23 protein-coding genes are annotated in these 23,795 nt (G+C 62.0%); 18 read left to right on the top strand and 5 right to left on the bottom strand.

Annotation, left to right across the window (positions count from 1 at the left end; translation table 11 throughout):
• Nucleotides 1-19: 19 nt before the first annotated feature.
• Complete coding sequence (locus tag ACYUCQ_RS04985; protein WP_460253402.1) at nt 20-442, bottom strand: hypothetical protein; 423 nt, start codon at nt 440-442, stop codon at nt 20-22.
• An 88-nt stretch (nt 443-530) separates the two neighbouring features.
• Here ACYUCQ_RS04985 and ACYUCQ_RS04980 point away from each other — a divergent pair.
• From ACYUCQ_RS04980 to ACYUCQ_RS04930, 11 genes are all read left to right on the top strand, one after another.
• Nucleotides 531-1,747, top strand: a protein-coding gene (locus tag ACYUCQ_RS04980; protein WP_460253401.1) for an IS3 family transposase whose coding sequence is annotated in 2 segments (ribosomal slippage) — nt 531-804 and nt 804-1,747 — 1,218 coding nt in all. Because the reading frame shifts where the segments join, the coding sequence is not laid out codon by codon here.
• 522 nt (nt 1,748-2,269) lie between these two features.
• On the top strand, nt 2,270-2,986 hold the full coding sequence (locus ACYUCQ_RS04975) for a 50S ribosomal protein L25/general stress protein Ctc (protein ID WP_460253400.1): 717 nt from the start codon (nt 2,270-2,272) through the stop codon (nt 2,984-2,986).
• A gap of 15 nt (nt 2,987-3,001) precedes the next feature.
• On the top strand, nt 3,002-3,583 hold the full coding sequence (pth, locus tag ACYUCQ_RS04970; protein ID WP_460253399.1) for an aminoacyl-tRNA hydrolase: 582 nt from the start codon (nt 3,002-3,004) through the stop codon (nt 3,581-3,583).
• 18 nt (nt 3,584-3,601) lie between these two features.
• Nucleotides 3,602-4,696, top strand: coding sequence for a redox-regulated ATPase YchF (gene ychF / locus ACYUCQ_RS04965; RefSeq protein WP_460253398.1), 1,095 nt, complete (start codon nt 3,602-3,604; stop codon nt 4,694-4,696).
• An 18-nt stretch (nt 4,697-4,714) separates the two neighbouring features.
• A complete protein-coding gene (priA, locus tag ACYUCQ_RS04960) occupies nt 4,715-6,715 on the top strand; it encodes a replication restart helicase PriA (protein ID WP_460253397.1) in 2,001 nt (666 codons plus the stop codon).
• Nucleotides 6,716-6,884: 169 nt separating this feature from the next.
• On the top strand, nt 6,885-7,436 hold the full coding sequence (gene atpH, locus ACYUCQ_RS04955) for an ATP synthase F1 subunit delta (RefSeq protein ID WP_460253396.1): 552 nt from the start codon (nt 6,885-6,887) through the stop codon (nt 7,434-7,436).
• Between the two features lies 1 nt (nt 7,437).
• A complete protein-coding gene (atpA, locus tag ACYUCQ_RS04950; protein ID WP_460253395.1) occupies nt 7,438-8,970 on the top strand; it encodes a F0F1 ATP synthase subunit alpha in 1,533 nt (510 codons plus the stop codon).
• Nucleotides 8,971-8,985: 15 nt separating this feature from the next.
• Nucleotides 8,986-9,891, top strand: coding sequence for a F0F1 ATP synthase subunit gamma (locus ACYUCQ_RS04945; RefSeq protein WP_460253394.1), 906 nt, complete (start codon nt 8,986-8,988; stop codon nt 9,889-9,891).
• A 33-nt stretch (nt 9,892-9,924) separates the two neighbouring features.
• Nucleotides 9,925-11,370: a F0F1 ATP synthase subunit beta gene (gene atpD / locus ACYUCQ_RS04940; protein ID WP_460253393.1), complete on the top strand. Its 1,446-nt coding sequence runs from the start codon at nt 9,925-9,927 to the stop codon at nt 11,368-11,370.
• Between the two features lie 7 nt (nt 11,371-11,377).
• Nucleotides 11,378-11,779 (top strand): ATP synthase F1 subunit epsilon, encoded by a 402-nt coding sequence (gene atpC / locus ACYUCQ_RS04935; RefSeq protein ID WP_460253392.1) that lies wholly within the window; start codon nt 11,378-11,380, stop codon nt 11,777-11,779.
• Nucleotides 11,780-11,903: 124 nt separating this feature from the next.
• Nucleotides 11,904-12,980 carry a glycosyltransferase family 4 protein gene (locus tag ACYUCQ_RS04930; protein WP_460253391.1) on the top strand — a complete coding sequence of 359 codons (1,077 nt, stop codon included), beginning with the start codon at nt 11,904-11,906 and terminating at the stop codon, nt 12,978-12,980.
• Here the strand turns inward: ACYUCQ_RS04930 and rsmD are convergent.
• From rsmD to ACYUCQ_RS04915, 3 genes are read right to left on the bottom strand one after another with little or no spacing between them, the layout of a single operon-like run.
• On the bottom strand, nt 12,964-13,521 hold the full coding sequence (gene rsmD, locus ACYUCQ_RS04925) for a 16S rRNA (guanine(966)-N(2))-methyltransferase RsmD (RefSeq protein ID WP_460253390.1): 558 nt from the start codon (nt 13,519-13,521) through the stop codon (nt 12,964-12,966). The two genes, ACYUCQ_RS04930 and rsmD, sit on opposite strands and share 17 nt — an antisense overlap.
• Nucleotides 13,521-14,333, bottom strand: a complete 813-nt coding sequence (locus tag ACYUCQ_RS04920; RefSeq protein ID WP_460253389.1) for a pseudouridine synthase — start codon at nt 14,331-14,333, stop codon at nt 13,521-13,523. The genes rsmD and ACYUCQ_RS04920 overlap by 1 nt, the downstream gene beginning before the upstream one ends.
• The gene (locus ACYUCQ_RS04915; protein WP_460253388.1) at nt 14,330-15,043 is read right to left on the bottom strand and encodes a gamma-glutamyl-gamma-aminobutyrate hydrolase family protein; all 714 of its coding nucleotides are present in this window, start codon (nt 15,041-15,043) and stop codon (nt 14,330-14,332) included. Before ACYUCQ_RS04915 ends, ACYUCQ_RS04920 begins: the two co-directional genes overlap by 4 nt.
• Nucleotides 15,044-15,096: 53 nt before the next feature.
• Between ACYUCQ_RS04915 and ACYUCQ_RS04910 the strand changes: the two genes are divergently transcribed.
• The 7 genes from ACYUCQ_RS04910 (at nt 15,097) to ACYUCQ_RS04880 (ending at nt 22,891) form a co-directional block, all read left to right on the top strand.
• A complete protein-coding gene (locus ACYUCQ_RS04910; protein ID WP_460253387.1) occupies nt 15,097-15,555 on the top strand; it encodes a nucleoside deaminase in 459 nt (152 codons plus the stop codon).
• 135 nt (nt 15,556-15,690) lie between these two features.
• A complete protein-coding gene (gene fliF, locus ACYUCQ_RS04905; protein WP_460253386.1) occupies nt 15,691-17,301 on the top strand; it encodes a flagellar basal-body MS-ring/collar protein FliF in 1,611 nt (536 codons plus the stop codon).
• Nucleotides 17,298-18,308 (top strand): flagellar motor switch protein FliG, encoded by a 1,011-nt coding sequence (gene fliG, locus ACYUCQ_RS04900; protein WP_460253385.1) that lies wholly within the window; start codon nt 17,298-17,300, stop codon nt 18,306-18,308. The genes fliF and fliG overlap by 4 nt, the downstream gene beginning before the upstream one ends.
• A 52-nt stretch (nt 18,309-18,360) precedes the next feature.
• The gene (gene fliN, locus ACYUCQ_RS04895) at nt 18,361-18,681 is read left to right on the top strand and encodes a flagellar motor switch protein FliN (RefSeq protein WP_460253511.1); all 321 of its coding nucleotides are present in this window, start codon (nt 18,361-18,363) and stop codon (nt 18,679-18,681) included.
• 8 nt (nt 18,682-18,689) lie between these two features.
• Entirely contained in the window at nt 18,690-20,051 is a 1,362-nt protein-coding gene (locus tag ACYUCQ_RS04890) for a sigma 54-interacting transcriptional regulator (protein ID WP_460253384.1), read from the top strand.
• A 10-nt stretch (nt 20,052-20,061) separates the two neighbouring features.
• Complete coding sequence (gene flhA / locus ACYUCQ_RS04885) at nt 20,062-22,128, top strand: flagellar biosynthesis protein FlhA (RefSeq protein ID WP_460253383.1); 2,067 nt, start codon at nt 20,062-20,064, stop codon at nt 22,126-22,128.
• Nucleotides 22,129-22,288: 160 nt separating this feature from the next.
• Nucleotides 22,289-22,891 (top strand): hypothetical protein, encoded by a 603-nt coding sequence (locus ACYUCQ_RS04880; protein ID WP_460253382.1) that lies wholly within the window; start codon nt 22,289-22,291, stop codon nt 22,889-22,891.
• Here the strand turns inward: ACYUCQ_RS04880 and ACYUCQ_RS04875 are convergent.
• Nucleotides 22,843-23,757, bottom strand: a complete 915-nt coding sequence (locus ACYUCQ_RS04875; RefSeq protein WP_460253381.1) for a tyrosine recombinase — start codon at nt 23,755-23,757, stop codon at nt 22,843-22,845. The two genes, ACYUCQ_RS04880 and ACYUCQ_RS04875, sit on opposite strands and share 49 nt — an antisense overlap.
• Between the last annotated feature and the right edge of the window lie 38 nt (nt 23,758-23,795).

Below are 23,795 nucleotides of genomic sequence, written 5' to 3'. Positions count from 1 at the left end.
GAAAATTGCTATGGAGAAACTATGTGTTCGGCGAATCTGGTGCCAAAACCAGTTTATTACCTTGGTCAATGAACCGATAATGACGAACGAGCGACGGGCAGCAATGGGGATCATTTGGTCCATATTCTAGCGAGTGGGCGCTCACCTCACCGTTTTTAATGAATACTGATTGTTCCATCGCCGTCGAGCGGTGCGGGATAACAACCATTGTCCCGCCATCATCGTAAAACGCGAGAAAATCGGAGTACCAGTTATTACCACCACCACAACCCTCTACGCCAAATGGCATAACAGTGATTAATTTACTCGATCCTTTAATATATCCAGAAATCATTTTGGATTTATCAATACTCACTTCACAAGTTTGGTTTTGACCTCTGAGGTAGGCTAATATTTGGGCCGAAGAAATTGCTGCATTGGCCGTTTTGGTCGTGCTAATCACCAGACCAAGGCCTGAACTGGGCCCCGAAAATGGGACCAGGGGCTTAATTGGAAGATGCGTCGCTCAGTTGTGGTAAACGGAGCGAATTATGAGCAAAACGAGACGGACGATTGATGCGGCGTTGAAGGCGAAGATTGCCTTGGAGGCGTTGCGTGAGCAGGCGACGGTGGCCGATTTGGCGACCCGCTATCAGGTTCACCCGAACCAGATTTACGCGTGGAAGAAACAGTTGCAGGAGCATGCGGCGCGCGCGTTTGATCCGAAGATTGGCCAGGATGCCGAGGCGGCCTCGAGCCGGGCGATCGAGAAGCTGCACGCGAAGATCGGACAGCTGACGATTGAGAACGATTTTTTCGCAAAGAGGTTCGGCAAATGAGCGCACCGGACCGTAGAGCGAAGCTCGACCGGCACCATCCCGATCTATCGGTCCGCCGGCAATGCGAAATGCTGAATGTGGCCCGATCTGGAGTGTACCGAGCGCGTCGGCCTGCGAATGACAACGATCTGGAACTGATGCGCCGGATTGATGAATTATTCCTGCGGCACCCGTTTCTGGGGTCGCGACGGCTGGTGGCGCTGCTGAGGGCCGATGGATTGCGGGTGAACCGCAAGCGGGTGCGGCGGCTGATGCGTCTGATGGGGATCATGCCGCTGGGTCCCAAGCCGCGGACCAGCAAGCCGGATGCGGGTCACAAAATCTATCCGTATCTACTGCGGAATCTGAAGATCGATCGGGCAAATCAGGTGTGGTGCGCCGATATCACGTATCTGCCGATCGGCCGGGGATTTCTGTATCTGGTGGCGATCATGGACTGGTATAGCCGCGCGGTGCTGGCCTGGCGGGTATCGAACACGATGGATGTCAGCTTCTGCGTCTCGGCGCTGGAAGATGCGTTGGCGCGGTTCGGCAAGCCGGAGATCTTCAATACCGATCAAGGCTCGCAGTTCACCTCGGCGGAATTCACCGGTGTGCTGAGCGCTGCGGGAATCCGGATCTCGATGGACGGCAAGGGACGCTGGATGGACAATGTGTTCATCGAGCGGCTCTGGCGATCACTGAAATACGAGGATATCTACATCAAGTTCTATGCCGATGGGAGCGAGGCGCGTGCCGGGATTTCTCAATGGATGGCCTTTTACAATTATCAACGCCCCCATCAGGCGTTGAGCAATCGGGCGCCAATGGAGGTCTGGCGCGAAGAGATGATCGGCGCGCTACCGCCGATGGCTGTGGATATGACGCTGGTCCTTCGGTCCAGCTTGGACAACGCTCACGCGTTGCCCACATATCCACAGCCACAATAGCAGCAAGCAGCGTAACATAAATGGAGATCAGAACGGCGCCGCTTCCACCTTAATGCCACCCGAACTTGGTCCTCACCGCAGGGTCCAGTTCAGCCGAGAAAAGCCAAAAAATACTTTAATGCCTTGGGCATATAAATTCCCCACAAAAAATTAGCGACAAATCGTCCCGATAATTCGTACCCTGCATTAAGTCCCTTTGACAAGCGGAAAGGTTAGACGTTTTCAACCTTAATTTTTGCTATAGGTCACACTTAACCGCACTCAGCTTTGGGCGTCCAGTCGGATTGCGTTGAAACGACCCTATCCATCTTCGTGCGGCCGTTATGCCAATGGCCTGTCCGGGTCCGACCGAGCAAAGTTTTTTTGGTTCTTTTTGTTCACAAAAAGAACTTTTGCGCCTCTTTGGGGTCTGTCGGGCGCGGTGTTGTGGTGGGGTGCTTGCGTTGGGCGGTGTGATTGGGTAGTGGGTCGGTGTGCCGGCACCCCTGGAGGCCGGCTTTTTCTGTTGCATAGGAGCGAAAGATGGCCAATTTTGAAGTGATCCCGGCCGAGGTTCGCGCGCGGGCCGGCAAGGGGGTGGCGCGGGCGACACGGCGGAGTGGGATGGTGCCTGCGGTGGTGTATGGTGCGAAGCAGGAGCCGAGTTTGATTGCGCTTGATCCGCGTGTGGTGATGCGTGAGTTGAAGCGGGGCGGCTGGCGCTCGCGGTTGTATGAGATTGATGCGGCGGGGGTGAAGACCCGTGCGTTGATGCGTGATGTGCAGTTTCATCCGGTGACGGATGCGCCAGAACATGTGGATTTTCAGCGGCTTGCGGTTGGTGAGCGGGTTCGCGTGGCGGTGCAGGTGGTGTTTTTGAACGAGGCGATTTCGGTCGGGCTGAAGCGGGGTGGCGTGCTCAATGTGGTGCGGCATTCGGTGGAGGTGTTGGTTGATCCGGATCATATTCCGGACCGATTTGAGGCTGATTTGGGCCCGTTGGACATTAACGACAATATTCGCTGGCATGATTTGAAGGGCACGGAGAATACCCGCCCGACGATCATTGACCGTGATTTTGTGATTGCGACGGTGGCGTCGCCGACGGTGATTGCTGAGGCGGCGCCGGACCCGAATTCGCAGGTGGCGGCAGCGGCGCCGGCGAAGGGCAAGGGCGGCCCGGCGAAGGCGCAGGCACCGGCGGCGCCGGCGAAGGGGGGTGCGGCGAAGGCGCCGGCCAAGCCTGCTGCGAAGAAGTAGTTTTGGGCTTCGGCCATGCTGCTCTGGGTCGGTCTTGGCAATCCCGAAGCGGGGATGGCGCGGAACCGGCATAATATTGGGTTCATGGCTGTTGATGTGTTGGCTGACCGCCACGGTTTTGCGCCGTGGCGGCGGCGTTTTTCCGGATTGGTGACTGAGGGAAGTTTGGGGGCGGAGCGGGTGATGCTGCTCAAGCCGCTGACTTATATGAATGCGTCCGGGCGGGCGGTGCAGCCGGCGGCGGCGTTTTTTAAGCTGGCGCCGGGGGCGATTACGGTGTTTCACGACGAGCTTGATTTGGCGCCGGGCAAGGTGCGGGTGAAGCGCGGCGGCGGGGCGGCGGGGCATAATGGCTTGCGCAGCATCGATCAGGTTTTGGGCACGCCGGATTATCAGCGGGTGCGGTTGGGGATTGGCCATCCGGGCGATAAGGCGCGGGTGACTGGGCATGTGCTGGGTAATTTTGACCGTGCGGATGAGGATTGGCTGGTGCCGATGCTGGAGGCGGTCTCGGAGGCGGCGGGGCTGTTGGCGGCGGGGCAGAGCGAGGCGTTCATGACCAAGGTTGCGCTGTTGCAGCAATCATCGGCGGATTGACGGGGGCGAAGGGCGGTTATGGGTTTTAATTGCGGGATTGTCGGGCTGCCGAATGTGGGCAAATCGACCTTGTTTAATGCGTTGACCGCGACGGTGGCGGCGCAGGCGGCGAATTATCCGTTTTGCACGATTGAGCCGAATATTGGGCGGGTGGCGGTGCCGGATCCGCGCCTGGCGGCGCTGGCCACGATTGGTAAATCGGTGAAGATTGTGCCGACCAGTTTGGAATTTGTGGATATTGCCGGGCTGGTGCGGGGCGCGGCGAAGGGCGAGGGGCTGGGCAATCAGTTTCTGGCGAATATTCGCGAGGTGGATGCGATTATTCATGTGCTGCGCTGTTTTGAGGATGATGATGTGACCCATGTGGAGGGGAGCATTGATCCGCTGCGGGATGCGGAGACGGTGGAGACGGAGCTGATGCTGGCGGATTTGGACTCGCTGCAAAAGCGGGTGCCGAATTTGCAGAAGAAGGCGCGGGGGAATGATCGGGCGGCGGCGGCGGAGTTGGCGCTGATGGAGCCGATTTTGGCGGCGTTGGAGGCGGGCCGACCGGCGCGCAGCGCCGTGCCGCCGGGGGAGGAAGAGGCGGTGCGGCGGTTGAATTTGCTGACCGCGAAGCCGGTTTTGTTCGTGTGCAATGTGGAGGAAGGCTCGGCGGCGACGGGCAATGCGCAATCGGCGCGGGTGGCGGCGATGGCGCAGGCGCAGGGGGCGCGGGCGGTGGTGGTGTCGGCGGCGATTGAGGCGGAGGTTGCGCAATTGCCGGAGGCGGAGCGGGCGGAGTTTTTGGAGGGGTTGGGGCTGGCGGATTCGGGGCTCGATCGGGTGATCCGGGCGGGGTATGCGCTGCTGGGGCTGGTGACCTATTTCACGGTGGGGCCGAAGGAGACGCGGGCTTGGACGATCCCGCGCGGGACCAGCGCGCCGGCGGCGGCGGGGGTGATCCATGGCGATTTCGAGCGCGGCTTTATTGCGTGCGAGACGATTGCTTACGCGGATTACATTGCGTTTCAGGGCGAGGCTGGGGCGCGCGAAGCGGGTAAGCTGCGAATCGAGGGGCGCACCTATGTTGTGCAGGATGGAGACGTGCTGCTGTTTCGCTTTAACGTGTAGTGGGCTGGGGGTTGGGGCGTGAGCGCCGTCCGGGTGACGGTGCTGCTGCCTTTGCCCTTTGACCATCCATTTGATTATGCGCTGCCGGATGGGATGGTGCTGCGTCCGGGTGATTTGGTGTCGGTGCCGCTGGGCAGGCGGATTGTGGTGGGCGCGGTGTGGGATGATGCGCCGGACGCGACGCTGGAGGATGGGGCTTCGGCGCGGCTGAAAGAGGTGGCGGCCAAATTGGAGGCCCCTGCCCTGCCTGCGGATTTACGGAAATTCATTGATTGGGTGGCGCAATATACGATGGCGCCGCGTGGGGCGGTTTTGGCGCTGGCGCTGAAGGCGAATTTGCTGGCGCCGGTTGGGTTGGCGCGTGGGTCGCGGCGGGCGGAGGCGGCGCAGCCCGATCCGGATTTTCCGGGGCCGGTCTTGTCAGCCGCGCAGGCGCAAGAGGCGGCGCGGTTGCAGGCTTTGGTGCAGGCGCGGGATTTCAGTGTGACATTGCTGGAGGGGGTGACCGGCTCGGGCAAGACGGAAGTTTATTTGGAGGCGGTGGCGACGGCGCTGCGCGGCGGCCAGCAGGCGTTGTTGCTGCTGCCGGAGATTGCGCTGTCGGCGCAGTTCACCGCGCGGCTCGCGGCGCGGTTTGGCGCGGCGCCGGCGGTTTGGCATTCGGCGCTCAGCCCGGCCAGGCGGCGGACGACGTGGCGCGGGGTGGCCGCAGGACGGATTTCGCTGGTGTTGGGCGCGCGCTCGGCGTTGTTTTTGCCGTTTGCTGATTTGGGCGTGGTGATTGTCGATGAGGAGCATGAGGCGGCGTATAAGCAGGAAGACGGGGTGATTTATCACGCGCGCGATATGGCAGTGGTGCGCGCGCGATTGGCGGGGTGTGCGGCGATTTTGGCCTCGGCCACGCCATCGCTCGAATCATCGGTGAATTCGGCGCAGGGGCGCTATCGGCATGGGGTGTTGGCGGCGCGGCATGGCGGGGCGGCGGCGCCGATGATCGAGACAGTGGATTTGCGGCTGGCACCGCCGGAGCGGGGGCAGTTTTTATCGCCGGTATTGATCGAGGCGATGGCAGCGACCTTGGCGGGCGGGGCGCAGGCGATGCTGTTTTTGAACCGGCGGGGTTATGCGCCGTTGATGCTGTGCCGACGTTGCGGGCATCGGGTGTCGTGCCCGAATTGCACGGCGTGGCTGGTGGCGCATCGGGCGCGGGATCGGCTGCTGTGTCATCATTGCGGGCATACGATCCGGGTGCCGACGCAATGTCCGTCCTGCAAGGCGGCAGAGAGTTTGGTGCCGATTGGGCCGGGGGTGGAGCGGATTGCCGAGGAGGTGCAGGCGGTGTTGCCGCAGGCGCGGCAGCTTTTGATGACCAGTGATGCGATTGGCTCGGCGGAGCAGGCGCAGGCGGCGGTGGGTGCGATTGAGGCGGGTTCGGTGGATTTGGTGATTGGCACGCAGATGATGGCCAAGGGCTGGCATTTTCCGAATTTGACGCTGGTGGGGGTGGTGGATGCGGATTTGGGGTTGGCGGGCGGTGATTTGCGGGCGGCGGAGCGCAGTGCGCAGCTTTTGCATCAGGTGGCGGGGCGGGTGGGGCGCGCCGAGCAGCCGGGGCGGGCGTTGTTGCAGACCTATCAGCCTGAGCATCCGGTGATGCAGGCGTTGGCGAGCGGGGATTTGGCGGGGTTTCGCGCGGCGGAGGCGGATTTGCGGCGCCCTGGCCATTGGCCGCCTTTTGGCCGGTTGGCCGCGTTGATTGTGACGGCGGATGAGGCGGAGGCGGTGACGGCTGCCTGCCGGGCGTTGGCGATGCAGGCACCGGTGCAAGACGGGCTGGTGGTGCTGGGGCCGGCACCGGCGCCGTTTGCGATGTTGCGGGGGCGGCATCGCTGGCGGTTTTTGCTGAAAGCCGAGCGCCGGGTGGCGGTGCAGCCGGTGTTGCGCGACTGGTTGGCGCGGGTGCGGTTGCCGCGATCGGTGCGGATCATCATCGATATCGATCCCATCTCGTTTTTGTGATGTGTGGTTGCGCGGTGGGGAGGGCTGTGCTAGTGCCCGCTCGCCGCACGGAGACGCGGACGGGTAGCTTTTGCCCGCATCTCAACGGTCCGCTTGGCTCCGGGATGGTTCCGGCGGGTGGAAATATTGGTGGAAACGCTACGAAAGGCCGCGCGTGACAGAAGTCGCCATGGATGACATCGCCTCGACCCTCGCTGAGCGCTATGCGACGGCGCTGTATGCGTTAGCGGATGAGCGGAAAATTCTTGATCGGACCATTGAGGAAATGGACGCGCTGGGCCGGTTGATTGCGGAATCGGCACCGCTGCGCCGGTTGCTGGCGGTGCATATGATCCCGCTCGATCAGGTGAAGGCGGCGTTGGACGCGGTGCTGAGCGGGCAAGGGTTTGGTGATTTGGTGCGCCGGTTTGTCGCGATTGCGGCGGATAATCGGCGGCTGGCGGATTTGGCGGAATTGGTTTCCGGGTTTGCCGCTTATGCGGCGTCGCGGCGGGGAATTGTGGTGGTTGAGGTGATCTCGGCGCATCCTTTGGCCGATAGCCAGCGCGGCTTATTGACGGCGCGGCTGGCGGAGGCGGGTTATGGACGGGTGACGCTGCGCGAGCGGGTTGATCCGGGTTTGCTTGGAGGGCTGGTGGTGAAAATCGGCTCTAATTTATACTACACAAGTTTGAAATCACGTTTGCAGCGTCTGCGATACGCTATGAAGGGAGCTAACTAATATGGAGATCCGCCCAGCCGAAATCTCCGAGATCCTGAAACAACAGATTGCCGGGTTTGATACTGCGGGTGATGTTGCGGAAACCGGTCAGGTTCTCTCGATTGGCGATGGTATTGCCCGGGTGTTTGGCCTGGCGAACGTGATGGCCGGTGAGCTGGTTGAGTTCCCGAATGCCGGGCTTAAGGGCATGGTGTTGAACCTTGAGCTTGATAATGTCGGAATCGTGGTGTTTGGCGAGGACCGGACGATCCGCGAGGGCGACACGGTGTTGCGCACCAAGCAGATTGTTGATGTGCCGGTGGGGCGCGGTTTGCTGGGCCGGGTGGTTGATGCGCTGGGCAATCCGATTGATGGCAAAGGCCCGATTGCGAGCACCGAGCGCCGGCAAGTTGAGGTCAAGGCGCCGGGGATTATTCCACGGCAATCGGTAACCGAGCCGATGCAGACCGGGATTAAATCGATCGATTCGCTGATTCCGGTGGGGCGCGGCCAGCGCGAGCTGATTATTGGCGATCGTCAGACCGGCAAGACGGCGTTGGTGATCGATAGTTTCCTTAACCAGAAAACGATCAATCAGGGCGACGACGAGAGCAAGAAGCTCTACTGCATTTATGTGGCGATTGGCCAAAAGCGCTCGACCGTGGCGCAATTGGTGCGGGTGCTCGAGGAAAATGGCGCGATGGAATATTCCATTGTGGTCGCCGCGACCGCGTCCGACCCGGCGCCGATGCAGTTTTTGGCGCCCTATACTGGCTGCGCGATGGGTGAGTTTTTCCGCGATAACGGCATGCATGCGCTGATTTGCTATGATGATTTGTCCAAGCAGGCGGTGGCGTATCGGCAAATGTCGTTGTTGCTGCGCCGCCCGCCGGGCCGCGAGGCTTATCCGGGCGACGTGTTTTATTTGCATTCGCGCTTGCTCGAACGGGCGGCGAAAATGTCCGACGAATTTGGTGCGGGCAGCTTGACGGCGTTGCCGATCATCGAGACGCAGGCGGGCGATATTGCGGCGTATATCCCGACCAACGTGATTTCGATTACCGATGGGCAGATTTTCTTGGAGACCGAATTATTCTTCAAGGGTATCCGGCCGGCGGTGAATGTTGGTAACTCGGTGTCACGCGTGGGCTCGGCGGCGCAAATCAAAGCGATGAAGCAGGTGGCTGGTAAGATTAAGCTGGAGCTGGCGCAATATCGTGAGATGGCGGCGTTTTCGCAATTTGCCTCGGATTTGGATGCGGCGACGCAGAAATTGCTGGCGCGTGGTGCGCGGTTGACCGAATTGCTCAAGCAGCCGCAATTCAGCCCGATGGCGGTTGAGGAGCAGGTGGTTTCACTGTTCATTGGCACGCGCGGCTATTTGGATGCGGTGGCGATCAACCGGGTGGGTGATTTCGAGCGGCTGTTGCTGTCGGAATTGCGCGGCGACGGGGCCGATATTTTGGCGGCGATCCGCAATGATCGTGAGCTGAAGAAAGAGACCGAAGCCAAGCTGATCAGCTTTGTTGAGAATTTCGCGAAAAACTTCGCATAAGGCGCTGCACAGACCATGCCCAGCTTGAAATCGCTTCGCAATCGGATCGGCAGCGTCAAATCGACGCAGAAGATCACCAAGGCGATGAAAATGGTCGCCGCCGCGAAACTGCGCCGTGCCCAGGCGCAGGCCGAGGCGGCGCGGCCTTATGCGGCGCGGATGGCCGAGATGATGGCGGCATTGGCGGCGGGGGCGGCGGATAATCCCGATGCGCCCGCGTTGCTGGTGGGCACCGGGCGGGACCGCACGCATTTGCTGGTGGTGATGACCGCTGATCGTGGTTTGGCGGGGGCGTTCAATACCCAGGTGGCGCGCGCGGCGCGGCAGCGGGCGTTGGCGCTGGAAGCCGAGGGCAAGAAGGTCAAGATTTTTGCTGTGGGCCGCAAGGGGCGTGATTATCTCAAGCGCGATCTGGCCGACCGGATGATTGGCGATGTTAATTTCGTTGGCCGCAAGAGCATTGAGTTTACCGACGCCGAGGCGATTGCCCAGCGTTTGGTGAGTGAGTTCGAGCAAGGCAATTTTGATATTTGCACGCTGTTTTACAATCATTTCGTCTCGGTGATTGCGCAGCGCCCGACCATGATGGCGTTGATCCCAACCCATCAGCCGGGAATTGCCAATGATAATCGGCGCTCTGAGACCGGCCAGCGCGCGATGCCGACTGAGGATTACGAGATTGAGCCGGATGATGGTTCGGTGCTCGATGCGCTGCTGCCGCGCAATCTGGCGGTGCAGATTTACCGCGCCTTGCTCGATAGTGCCGCCGGTGAGCATGGCGCGCGGATGACCGCGATGGATAATGCCAGCCGCAATGCTGGCGACATGATCAACCGGCTGACCTTGAACTATAACCGAACCCGCCAAGCCAATATCACACGCGAACTGATCGAGATCATCTCGGGCGCGGAAGCGCTCTGATTTCGCTCTGCAGGACTGACAGGAAACCGATAGATGACGCAAACTAATACTGTGCAAAATAAAACGGGCCGGATTACGCAGATTATGGGCCCGGTGGTGGATGTGCAATTCGAGGGTGAGCTGCCGTTCATTTTGAACGCGCTGGAGGTCAAGATCGGCGATCGCCGGTTGGTGCTGGAAGTGGCGCAGGAAATTGGCGAGCGCACGGTGCGCTGCATCGCGATGGATAGCACCGATGGTCTCGCGCGCGGGGCGTCGGTCACCGATACCGGCAATGCGATTGCCGTGCCGGTCGGGCCGGAGACGCTGGGGCGGATTCTCAACGTGATTGGCGAGCCGATTGATGAGCGCGGGCCGATTGGTGCCAAGCAGACCATGCCGATCCATCGGGATGCGCCGGCGTTCGATGAGCAATCGACCTCGGCGGAAGTGCTGGTGACCGGCATTAAGGTGGTGGATTTGCTGGCACCTTATTTGAAAGGCGGCAAAATCGGGTTGTTTGGCGGCGCGGGCGTTGGCAAGACGGTGCTGATCCAGGAGCTGATTAATAATATCGCCAAGGGCCATGGCGGCGTTTCGGTGTTTGCCGGGGTGGGTGAGCGGACCCGCGAAGGCAATGATTTGTACCATGAAATGATCGATGCCGGGGTGATCAAGCTGGGTGATAACACCACCGAAGGCTCGAAAGTGGCGCTGGTCTATGGCCAGATGAACGAGCCGCCGGGTGCGCGTATGCGCGTTGGGCTGTCGGGCTTGACCATGGCGGAATATTTCCGCGACCAGGAAGGGCAGGATGTGCTGTTCTTTGTGGATAATATTTTCCGCTTTACCCAGGCGGGTGCAGAAGTCTCGGCGCTGCTGGGGCGGATTCCCTCAGCGGTGGGCTATCAGCCGACGCTCGCAACCGATATGGGCGCGTTGCAGGAGCGGATTACCTCGACCAAAAAAGGGTCGATCACCTCGGTGCAGGCGATTTACGTGCCGGCGGACGATTTGACCGATCCGGCGCCCGCGACCTCGTTTGCCCATTTGGACGCGACCACGGTGTTGAACCGGGCGATCTCGGAGAAGGGCATTTATCCGGCAGTGGACCCGCTGGATTCGACCTCACGCTCGCTCGACCCGATGATTGTTGGTGAAGAGCATTATAATACCGCGCGCGAAGTGCAGAAGATTTTGCAAACCTATAAAGGCTTGCAGGATATTATTGCGATTTTGGGCATGGATGAATTGTCCGAGGATGATAAATTGATCGTCGCACGGGCGCGCAAAATCGAGCGTTTCATGTCCCAGCCATTCCATGTGGCGGAAGTGTTCACCGGCTCGCCGGGCATTTTTGTGCCGCTGGCCGACACGGTGCGCAGCTTCAAGGCGATTTGCGCGGGCGAGTATGACCATTTGCCGGAAGCGGCCTTCTATATGGTTGGCACCATCGAGGATGCGGTGGCCAAGGCCGACCAGATGAACGCGAAGGTTTGATCGGGACATGCCTGTTGCCCTCGATATATTGAGCCCGGAACGGCGCTTGCTGGCGCAGGACGTGGATATGGTGGTGATCCCCGGCGTGGAGGGGGATTTGGGCGTGCTGCCCGGTCATTCCAAACTGATCACCGTGCTGCGGCCTGGCTTGATCGATTTATATCAGGGCCAAGCGATGATTGATCGGTTTCTGGTGCGCGGCGGCTTTGCCGAGGTCACCGAAACCGGCTGCACGGTGCTGGCCGATGCGATTATGCGGCCCAGCGAGGTCAATGAGGCGGGCTTGCGCGATTGGCTGCGCGATTGTGGGTTGGATCAGGCCGATATTAGCGCGATGCAAGGGTTGATCGCCGGAACGCCGGGCAGTGTGGCGGCGCTGGCGGCGAGCCGGGCTGATATCGCGCCGTAACATCACGCGCGGCAACCCGGCCCCGCCCCCAGCCCTGCCCCCGGCCCCTCATTGTGATGCGCGGGGTGGTCTCATGATGTTGCGCGGGTTGCCTGTTGGTCATGATTAAGTGATACCGGCCCCGATGATTGCGCCGCCGACCAGCTTTGCCGATCTTGCCTTGCCGCGCCATCTCGCGCTGTTGGCCGGGCTTGCGCTGTTTTCCGGCATCATGGTGAAAATCATGATCGCGGTGGGCGTGCCGGATCGGCCAGATGCGCGCAAGGCGCATGCGAAAATCACGCCGAAATCGGGCGGGGTTGGGATTGTTGCCGCGTTTTTGCTCGGGATTTTGCTGTTATACCGATATGGCGAAGTCTCGCGCCTGGCAGCACCCCTGTTTTTGGGGGTGATTGCGGCGGCGTTTTTGATTGCTGCGGTTTCGCTGCTCGATGATATTTTCGATTTCCCGTTTCTGGTGAAGCTGGCGGCGCAGTTGGCGGCGGCGCTGGTTGCGGTGTGGGCGGGGCTGGCGGTGCATCATGTGGCGTTGCCGGTGCTGGGGGTGGTGCGGCTGGGTTGGGCTGGGCCGGTGCTTTCGATCCTGTGGATCATGGTTGTGACCAATGCGATGAATTTCATCGATGGGTTGGACGGGCTGGCGGCGGGGACCACGCTGATTGCGTGTTTGTTTTTGGCGGTGATTGCCGGGCTGCATGGCGGGTTTTTCGTCTATACCGCGTCCTTGCTGCTGGCTGGCGGGGTGGCGGGGTTTTTGCCGTTCAATTATCCACGGGCGCGGATTTTTATGGGCGATGTGGGGAGCCAGTTTTGCGGCTTCATGCTCTCGCTGCTGGGGATTGCGGCGACGCAGGATCAGCATGTCACGTTGTCGTTCCTGGTGGTGCCGTTATTGCTGTCCGGCGTGTTGCTGGATGTGGCGGTGACATTGGTGCGGCGCGGCGCGCAGGGGCGCAATGTGGCGCAGGCGCATCGGGGGCATTTATACCAGATTGCGCATCGGGCCGGGATGGATGCGCGCTGGATTGCCCTGATTTATTGGGGATTCTCCCTGTTTGGCGGCATTTCGCTCCTGGTGTTTTTGAGCGTCGGGTCGGTCGGGAAACTGCTCGCGCTGGCGGCGCCGGTGGTGCCGTTTGCGGTGTGGGCCTGGTGGGTGCGGGGCTTGGCGCGGCGGGCCGGGATTACCGATTGGGGTTGAGGTAGAAAATCAGCCGGGCCGGGCCGTGGCTGCGCTCGGCGAGGAGCGGATGATCGGGCAGCGGATCATCCCGGCCCATTTCGGCGGCGATCAGCGCGTCTGGCGCGAGCCAGCCGGTGCGGTGCAAGGCGGCGATGGCTTGGGGCACCAGATTTTGGCCGTACGGGGGATCGAGCAGGATCACGGCGAACGGCGCGGGGGCTTGCGGCGGCGCGAGGGCGTTGGCGGCGGTGAGGCGCGATTGCGCGGTGGCGCGGCAGGCGGCGATGTTACGCTGGAGCACGGCGAGCACGGTGCGATCCTGTTCAATGAAGCCTGCGCGAGATGCGCCGCGCGACAGGGCTTCGAGGCCGAGGGCGCCGGAGCCGGCGAACACATCGAGCACCGGACGATCGACCACGCCGCCCATGGCCCAGGGGGCGTGGGCCAGCATGTCGAACAAGGCTTGGCGCACCCGCGCCGAGCTGGGCCGGGTGATGGCGCCCGTTGGGGTTTCCAGCACCCGCCCGCGCCACGCGCCGGCGATCAGGCGCAGCGCCATCAGGATTTGCGGTGGCGCTGGGCGCGCTTGGCGGCGGCGCTGGGCGGTTCGGCGGGGCGCGGCAATTGTTCGCGCAGGACTTTCGGGTTGACTTCGGCGACCGTGCGCACGGCGAGATTGCCGAGCTGGAACGGGCCGTAGGCGACGCGGATCAGGCGGGTGACTTGCAGGCCGAGGGCCGCCATGACTTTGCGAATTTCGCGGTTTTTGCCTTCGGTGATGCTAACCGAGAGCCAGGCGGTGGCACCGGAGGCGGAATCGACGTCGGCGGTGATCGGGCCGTAGCGCACGTCATCGACAATGATGCCTTGGCTGAGGGCGGCGAGGCGCTCGGAATCGACCATGCCATAGACGCGCACGCGGTAGCGACGGTGCCAGCCGGTGCTGGGCAGTTCCAGGCGGCGGGCCAAGGCACCATCATTGGTGAGGAGCAGCAGCCCTTCGCTGTTCAAATCGAGCCGCCCGACGCTGACCACGCGGGGCATGTCTTTGGGCAGGCGCTCGAACACGGTGGGGCGGCCGGCGGGATCGCGATGGGTAGTGAGCAGGCCGTCCGGCTTGTGATAGCGCCACAGGCGGGTGCGCGCCGGTTCGCCGATCAGCGCGCCATCGACCGCGATTTGATCGCCCGCGACGATAAAGGTGGCGGGATGGGTGACGGGCGCACCGTTGAGCACGACGCGGCCCTCTTCGATCATGCGTTCGGCGTCACGGCGGCTGGCGACGCCGGCGCGGGCGAGATATTTTGCCACCCGCTCGCCGACGGGTGCGGCTTCGTTGACGGTGGGTTGGGTGGGGGTGGGTTTGGTCATTGGGCGGCCCCGATGAAGGCGGCGAGCAGGCGGTGATCGCCCGGATCGATCTGGAATTCAGGATGCCATTGGACTCCGAGGCAAAACCGATGATCAGGCGATTCGATGCCCTCGATCACGCCATCTGGCGCGCGGGCATTGACGATCAGGCGCGGGCCGGGATCGGCCACGGCTTGGTGATGGGCGGAGTTGACTGCCATTTGGGTGACACCCGTGATCGCGGCGAGGCGGGTATTGGGGGTGATAGCGATGCTGTGGCTGGGTTGATCGCGCGGGTTGGGCTGTTCATGGGGCAGTGCGTTGGGCACGGCATCGGGAATATGTTGGATCAGCGTGCCGCCGAGGGCGACGGCGAGGAGTTGTTCGCCGCCGCAAATGCCGAGCACCGGCATGTTGCGGGCGAGCGCGCCGTGCAGGAGCGCTAATTCGGCGCTGGTGCGGCTGGGTTTGAGGGCGACCGATTGGTGGCGCTGATCGACGCCGTATAAAGCGGGATCGACATCAAACGCGCCGCCGGTGATGATCAGCGCATCGAGCCGATCGAGATAATCGCTGGCGAGGGCGGCGAGATGCGGCAAGGCGAGCGGCAGGCCGCCGGCGGCGGCGATGGCGTCCGCGTAGTTGCAGCGGAGCGCATACCAGGGGAATTTGGAGTATCCGCCGGGCGCCTCGGCATCGAGGGTCAGGCCAATGGTCGGACGATGGGTCATCGCGCGGTCTAGACCGGCAAGCCGGGTCGAGGCAAGAGAAGCGGATGACGCCCATGCAGCTTGCCTTGCTGGAAGCGCGCGCGGCCGCCTTGCGGGGCGAGGTGCCGGTGGGCGCGGTGTTGACCGATGCGACGGGGTTGGTGCTGGCGGCGGCGGGCAACCAGGTGGAGGCGTTGGCCGACCCGACGGCGCATGCCGAGATGCTGGTGCTGCGGGCGGCACGGGCGGCGTTGGGGGGGGGGAAATTTTTGCCGGGCTGCACCCTCACCGTGACATTGGAGCCCTGCCCGCTTTGCGCAGCGGCGCTCGCGCTGCATCGGGTCGAGCGGGTGGTGTTTGGCGCGTATGATCCGAAATCGGGCGGGGTTGAGCACGGGCCTCGGGTTTTTCAGCATCCGACCTGTCATCACCGGCCTGAAGTGGTGGGGGGCGTGGAGGAGCGCGCGGCGACGGCGCTGCTGCAGGAATTTTTTGCCGCGCGGCGTGACCCGGCAAATTCTGCCGAGCGTTAACCGAATAGTTATTTTCGTCGGCCATTCTGCGTTCACGGCAAAAACGTCGTAACCGCAGGAATCGCTAATGCCCGAGTTTGACTATGCGCCCCCCCGAGCTTCGATGGCTGATCGGCACCGTGTCAGGACCGGCTCATGAACAAATTGCTGGACAATTTGCGTGGGTTGGGCCGCACCAAGCTAGCCGCGTTGGCGGGCATTGCCGTGGCGGTGCTGGCCTTGATGGCGGCGGTGGCGCTCAGCGGCGGGGCTTCGGCCAATTCGATGCTGTATAGCGGCTTGAGCTTGGGCGATTCGGCAAAAATCGCGACGGCTTTGAAGGCGGGGCATATTCGCTATCGGCTTGCCGAGGGTGGCCATGCGATCATGGTGACGCCGGGCGCGCGCGATCAGGCGCGGCTGTTATTGGCCGAGAAAAATCTGCCCGCCGGCAATGCGGATGGGTTTGCTTTGTTCGATCATCAGAACCCGCTGACCGGCTCGTCCTTTCTGGATCGGATCAATGAGACGCGGGCGATTGATGGCTCGCTGGAGCGGACGATTACGCTGATCCATGGGGTGCGCGCGGCGCGGGTGCAGGTGGTGCTGCCGCATCGGGCGGCGTTCAGCCTGACGACTCAGCCGGCGCGGGCCAGTGTGATGCTCAGTCTGGCCGGGGCGGTGCCGCTTGATCAGCAGAGCGTGAATGCGATTTTGAATTTGGTGGCCTCGTCCGTGCCGGGGCTGCAGCCTGATAATATCACCATTGCTGATGATCGGGGCGAGTTGCTGGCCAGCGCGGGCCAGGCGTCGAGCCTGTTGCTCAGCGCGCATGAGGCGGCGATTCGCCGGCAAACCGAGCGGGCCTTGTCGCATCGGGTGCGCGATTTGCTGACGGCGGCGATTGGGCCGGGCAAGGCGCGGGTGGTGACCACGGTCTCGATGAATTTCGATCGCACCAATCGGCTGGCGACGCGGTATGACCCGAAAAGCCGGGTGGTGCGCAGCCGACAGACCAGCGATTCCACCAGTGACCGCGTGGATGGCCAGGACAAGACGGTTTCGGTGCAAAATAATTTGCCCGGCGCGAAGACGACCTCGAACCAGCCCAAGCGGCGGGACCGGCGCAATCGTGCGAGCCGGCTGACCAATTATGAGATCAGCAAGACGGTGGAGCATGTGGTGCATGCGGCGCCGACGATCAAACGGTTGAGCGTGGCGGTGATTGTTGATGGCGTCACCACGGTAACCGGCAAAGGGGCGAAGGCCAAGACCGTGTGGCGCCCGCGCTCTGCGGCGACGCTGGCGCAGTTGCGCACGCTGGTGGAGGCGGCGATTGGCTATGACAAGGCGCGCGGCGATGTGGTGGATGTGCAATCGCTCAGGTTTGCCCCGCCGGTGCCGATACCCGCCGGCCCTTCGATGATGGCGCGCTTGATGAGCAGCGGCGCGCTGATCCCGGTGTTGCGGACGCTGGTGACCGGCTTGATCGGGCTGGCGGCGTTATTCCTGGTGTTCAAGCCGATGCTGCGCAAGGTTTTGGATGATGCCAAGGGCAATGCGGACGCACCCCGCCTGACCGACGCGACGGAGGGTGATGCGCTGTTAGAGACCGAGGTGCCACAAGCGCCCGGCTTGCTGGGGCCTGCCATGCAGCGACTTGGCGCACCGAGCGGGCTTGAGCAGGTGATTGCGATGATCGAGGAAAATCCTGAAGCCTCGGTCACGGTATTGCGTGATTGGCTGGTTGAGGAGGTGGCAGCATGAGCGAGCAACGATTGGGCATGATTGCGGGACCGGCGCGCGCGGCGATTTTGCTGCTCGCGGTGGGTGAAGCGCCGGGAGGTAAATTATTATCACTGATGCGCGACGATGAGGTGCGCGAGATTTCGGCGGCGATGGCGGGGCTGGGCGTCGTGCCGCGTGAGACGTTGAATGCGATTTGTCAGTCATTCAGCGAGCGCATGCAGCAGGCGGGTGGGATTGCTGGGTCGTATGATGTTGCTGAGAAGCTGCTGCGCAACGCGATGCCGGCAGAGCGGGCGGATCAGATTTTGGAAGATATCAAGGGGCCTGCGGGCAAGAGCATTTGGGATAAGCTCGCGAAGGTTGATGACCAGATGCTCGCCAATTACTTGTTGGCCGAGCATCCGCAGACGGCGGCTTTGGTGTTATCGCGGCTGGATAGCGGGCATGCGGCGCGGGTTTTGAGCATTCTGCCCGAAGCGCGCACGCTTGAGGTGATTGAGCGGATGTTGCGGATCGATGGGGTGCCGCGCGAGGTTTTGGAGGATGTTGAGCGGTCGCTAAAAGCTGATTTCATTGTGAATATGGGCAAGCGCGCGGAGGCGGACCCGTTCACCCGCATGGCGGATATTTTCAATGCGTTTGATCGTCAGGTGGAAGCAAAATTACTCGGCGAGATTGAGACGCGCGATGCGCCAACGGCGGAGCGGATCCGCTCGTTGATGTTCACCTTTGAGGATTTGGGGCGGCTTTCACCCTCGGCGATCCAAGCGGTGCTGCGCGCGGCGGAAAAAGACAAATTGCCCGTGGCGCTCAAGGGCGCGTCCGAGAAAATCAAGGATTTGTTCTTTAATAATCTATCGGAGCGGGCAGGCAAAATGCTGCGCGATGACATCGAAGCGCTGGGGCCGGTGCGCATGCGCGATGTTGATGCGGCGCAACTCTCGATCATTGCGGTTACTAAAGAGCTTGCCGCTGCCGGTGAGATCGATATTGGACCTGGAAAGGAAGACGAACTTGTCATCTAACATCACAGAAGCGGGTGCGGATGCGCCGACGATCAACACGCCGGGACCGGCGGTGATCGCGGCGCCGGTCACGGCATCATCGGCCAACGCGCATCATGACGGGTTCGAGTCGGTGCGGCCAAGCCGCGAATTGGACGCGGTTTATGATATTCCGGTGCTGGTGAGCGCGGTGCTGGGACGAGCGACGATGCAGGTTAGTCAGATTTTGAAGCTGGGGCGCGGGGCGGTGGTTGAGCTGGATCGCAAGGTTGGTGATCCGATCGATGTGTTTGTCAATAATCGGCTGGTGGCGCGCGGGGAGATTGTGATTATCGAGGGAACCCGGCTGGGCATTACTATGACCGAAATCGTCAAATCTGATCGGGCGGGGTAGCCGGGGCCATGCGTATCCTGATTATCGGGTCGTTAGCGAGTGAACTGGGGGGTGCGGCGCGCATCGCGATGGCTCGGGGCGCACGGATCGATCAGGCCGATACGATGGGCGAGGCGCTAAGGGTGTTGCGCGGGCGAGCGCAGTTTGACTTGGTGATTGCTGATATTGCCTGCGGCATTGCCGCTTTGATCCAGGGGTTGGCGGCGGAACGGTTTGCCGTGCCGGTGATTGCGGCGAGTGCGGTGGCTGATGAGGCCTTGGTGATTGCGGCGATTGAGGCAGGGGCGCGCGATTATTTGCCGCTGCCGCCTGACCCGGACCTGATCGCGGCGATGCTGAGTGCGGTTGCCCATCATCCGGGTGAAGGCTTGATTGTTGGTGATCCGGCGATGGTGGCAGTGCTTGATCGTGCGCAGCAGGTGGCGCGCTCGGCGGCCTCGGTGTTGATCACGGGCGAGAGCGGCACGGGCAAGGAGGTTCTGGCGCTGCATATTCACCGGCAATCGGCGCGCGCGGAGGGGCCGTTTGTGGCGATTAATTGTGCGGCGATCCCCGAAGCGTTGCTGGAATCCGAGCTATTTGGCCATGAGAAAGGAGCGTTTTCTGGCGCGCTCGCGCGGCGCATTGGCAAATTTGAGGCGGCGCATGGGGGCACGTTATTGCTCGATGAAATTGCGGAAATGGATTTACGGCTGCAATCGAAATTGCTGCGGGTGCTGCAAGAGCGGGTGATTGATCGGGTGGGCGGCGACCGGCCAGTGCCGGTTGATGTGCGGATTATTGCGGCGACCAACCGCAATCTGATCGATGACATGGCGTTAGGGCGGTTTCGCGAGGATTTATTTTTCCGCCTTGGGGTGATTACCCTGAAAATCCCTTCATTGCGCGAACGACCGGGGGATATTTTACCGCTCGCGCGTTATTTTCTTGATCGGTATGCCCAGGCGAACGGGCTTGGCGATAAACTTCTATCCGAGGCGGCTGAGGCGGCGCTGCTGCGCTATGGCTGGCGGGGCAATGTGCGCGAATTGCAAAATATCATGCATCGGGCGGTGCTGTTGAGTGCCGGGGCGCTGATCGATATTGCCGATTTGGAGCTTGAGGGGGCGCCGGTGCCGACGCTGCCGGCCCCGAACGCGCTTTCATTGCCCGGGGAGGCCGTGACCCGCGAGATCGCGACGTTGGTTGGGCGGCGCATGGAGGAGGTGGAACAGGCATTGATTTTGGAGACCTTGCGCCATTGCCTGGGCAATCGCACCCATGCGGCGAATATATTGGGCATTTCGATCCGCGCCCTGCGCAATAAATTACGCGATTATGCGGCCCATGGTGCGACCGTGCCGAGTGCCGGTACCGGCATGGCGGCCTGAAGGAGAGCGCATGTTATCGAAATTGACTTGGCGTGAGGGACTGAAAAAGCTGCGCTTTGGCACCGATATTGGGCTGGCGATCAGCGTGGTTTTTATTATTTCGGTACTGATTGTGCCGCTGCCGACATTTTTGCTGGATATGGGGCTGTCTTTGTCGTTTACCGGCGGGATTTTGGTGTTGATGGTGGCGCTGTTCATTCGCCGACCGCTCGATTTTACCAGTTTTCCGACCGTGCTGCTGCTCACCACTTTGCTGCGATTGGCGCTCGATATTGCGGCGACGCGGTTGATTTTGTCGAATGGCAGCGAGGGGGTGGATGCTGCCGGGCATGTTATTGCGGCGTTTGGCGGGTTTTTGATGGGGGGTGATTTGATCATCGGCCTGATCGTGTTTGCGATCTTGCTGGTGGTGAATTTTGTGGTGATTACCAAAGGCTCCAGCCGAATTGCCGAGGTGGCGGCGCGCTTTACGCTGGATGCGATACCCGGCAAGCAAATGGCGATTGATGCGGAGTTGAATTCCGGCGCGATTGACGACATCACCGCGCGGCGGCGGCGCACTGAGCTTGAGCAGGAGAGTGGCTTTTATGGTGCGATGGATGGGGCCGCGAAATTTGTGCGCGGTGATGCGATTGCGGCATTGATTATCACCTCGATCAATATTGTCGGCGGGTTTGTGATTGGGGTATTGCAAAAGGAGATGTCGCTCGCGCATGCGGCGGCGGATTTTACCACGCTATCGATTGGTGAGGGGCTGGTCTCGCAAATTCCGGCGCTGCTGGTGTCGATTGCGGCGGGGATTGTGGTCACCAAGGGCGCGACTGAGGGCAGCGCGGATGCGAATTTGGTGGCGCAATTGGGCCGCACACCCAAGCCGCTGGGGCTGGCGGCGGCGGCGGCGTTGTGCCTGGCTTTGGTGCCGGGGCTGCCTTTCATTCCGTTCGCCGGGCTGGCGGCTTTGGCGGGGTTTGGCGCGTGGCAGCGATGGAAACATCCGCCGGCGCTCCCGAGCGATGCGGTGACAGCGGAGCCGGTTTTGACCGAGCCGCCAATTGCCGAGGCACTGAAGATCGAGCCGATCCGGCTGGAATTGGGATATGGTCTGCTGGTGCTGGCCGGGGGCGACACGCCGCGCCTGACCGAGCAGATCAAGGCACTCCGGCGGGCGATTGCGACCGAGATGGGGTTTATTTTGGCGCCGGTGCGGATTCAGGATAATATGCAGCTACCGGCCAATAGCTATGTGATCCGGATCAAGGAGATTGAGGCGGGGCGCGGGCAATTGCGCCCTGGTCAGGTGCTGGCGATGCGCGCGGGGGCGGCGCTGCCGACGATTGAGGGCGAGGCGACGACCGAGCCAGCCTTTGGCCTGCCGGCACTCTGGATCGATCCGTCGCTGCGCGAAACGGCACTGGCGAAAGGCTGCACCGTGGTGGACCCGGCGAGTGTGCTGACCACCCATTTGACCGAGATTGTGAAAGATAACATGGCGGAACTGCTCTCGTACGCAGAGACGCAGAAATTGCTTGATGATTTGCCGCGCGAGCAGCAACGCTTGATTGCGGATTTGATCCCCGGCCAAGTCACGGTGGGTACGGTGCAGCGCGTGTTGCAGGCTTTGTTGGCTGAGCGCGTTTCGATCCGGGATTTGGCCACGATTTTGGAAGGGATTCAGGAGGCGTGGACCATGCAGATCCGCGCGGTGCCCTCGATGGCGGCGCATGTGCGCACGCGCCTCGCCCGGCAATTGAGCGATGCCTATTTGGGGCCGCAAGGCTATTTGCCGCTGGTGGTGCTCAGCCCGGAATGGGAGCAGGAATTGGCCGAAGCGCTGGTTGGCCCGCCGGATCAGCGGCAATTGGCACTGCCGCCATCGCGCCTATCTGATTTGATCAAGCGGATTAGCCAAGTGTTTGAGACCGCCGCGCGCGAGGGGGAATCGCCGGTGTTGCTGACCAGTGCGATGCTGCGCAGCCATCTTCGGGCGGTGATTGAACGCATTCAGCCGGCCACGCCGGTTTTGGCGCAGACCGAGATTATGCCCCGGGTGCGCATCCGCACCATCGCGGCGATATGATCGGCCTGGCCATGGTTTGTTTGATCCTGCACACCAAGACGGATGTGCATGCTGCCCGACCAGACGGCGGGGCGATGATCCCGCCTGTCTCACTGCCATCCACGCCGAAAATCGGCTTGAGCTGTTCGCTTTTGCCCGATATTTCGCATGGAGTGCTCCGATGTTTCGACCCTGCCGCGTTCTGGTTTTGGCGACCCGGCATTGCCCTGATTTGCTCACCGCTTTGGTGGCGGCGCTGGAAAAATCCGGCGTTCATGCCGCGATTGAGAAGCTGGGTGACGAGGCCGATACCCAAGCTGACGTGCTGATTGCGGCGGTGCAGATTGGCGATGCGATCCCGGCATCGGGGATTGAGGCTGGGGTTCGCCGGGCGGAGGCGGATTTTTGGGTTTTGGTGTTGCGCGAGGACGTGGCGAGCGTGACGGCGGGGTTCATGGCGTTGAAGGCGATGCTGGGCGCATCAGGGTCAAAAGCGGGCTTGCCGGGGCGCGCAAAAGCGGGCGCCAATATCGGGCCGTGCGGTGTTGCTGTGCTGATTGATGCGCCGACGAGTGCGGCGGCGGCGCTCCAGGCGCATCGGTCGTTGAACCGGGCGGTGACGCAATTTCTGCGGCTAGAATTGATCCATGCGCCTGACATTGAGGCGGATGGCGAGGGGGTGCGGGCGGCAGCGCGCAGCCTGGCGCGGCGGATGAGCGCAAAATTGCGGCTGCATCAGCCATCGTCACGGCGCGAGGTGGTGGCGTTACGCGCGAGCGGGTGATGGGCATCGACCAGTTTTTGCAGCCGCTCGGCCAGCACATGGGTGTAGATTTGGGTGGTTGCGATATCGGCATGACCGAGCAGCATTTGCAGGCTGCGCAAATCAGCGCCATGGGCGAGCAGATGCGAGGCAAAAGCGTGGCGCAGCACATGGGGCGAGACGCGTGCGGGGTCCAGCCCGGCTTTCAGCGCGACGCGTTTGAGGATCAGGGCAAAGCCTTGACGGGTCATCGCCTCGGCGATGTTACGACCTGGAAATAAATACCGCGTGCCTTTGGCATGGTGGGCGCGCAAATCGGCGGCGGCGTGGCGGGCAGCATCCGATAGCGGGACGATGCGTTCGCGCCCGCCTTTGCCACGGATCAGCAGAACCGCCGCATCGCTCGACAAGGCGCTGGCGGGCAGGTTGAGCAATTCGGACACCCGTAAGCCGGTGGCGTAGAGAATTTCCAACCCGGCGCGGGCGAGCCGCCCTTGCTGGCCGGCGATGGCGCTGGCGGCGGCGAAGAGTTGGTCGATTTCGGCTTCGGCGAGAAATTTCGGGAGCGCGAGGCCCAGGCGCGGCGCGGTTGTTTGATCGGTCGGGTCATCGGGGCGCACGCCATCGCGGAGCAAAAACCGGTAGAATTGGCGCAGGCTGGAGAGTTTGCGCGCCTGGCTGCGCGCGGCCAACCCGGCGGCGGCGAGCGAGGCGAGATAATCGGCCACGATGCTGCGATCCGCGTTGGTGAGGCTATGGCCCGCCGCGGCGCAGAAGCTGGCGAAGGCGTCAAGATCGGTGCGGTAGGCGAGAATCGTGTTGGCGGCGGCACCGCGTTCGGCGGCGAGTAATTCCAGAAATGCTTCGATATGTCGCTCTATCGCCATGCTCTGAATGTGGTAAGCCGCGCAGGTGATGCAGCACA

It is taken from the genome of Acidiphilium sp. MT5, assembly GCF_054767495.1.
This window is presented reverse-complemented; position numbering and strand designations above follow the sequence as displayed.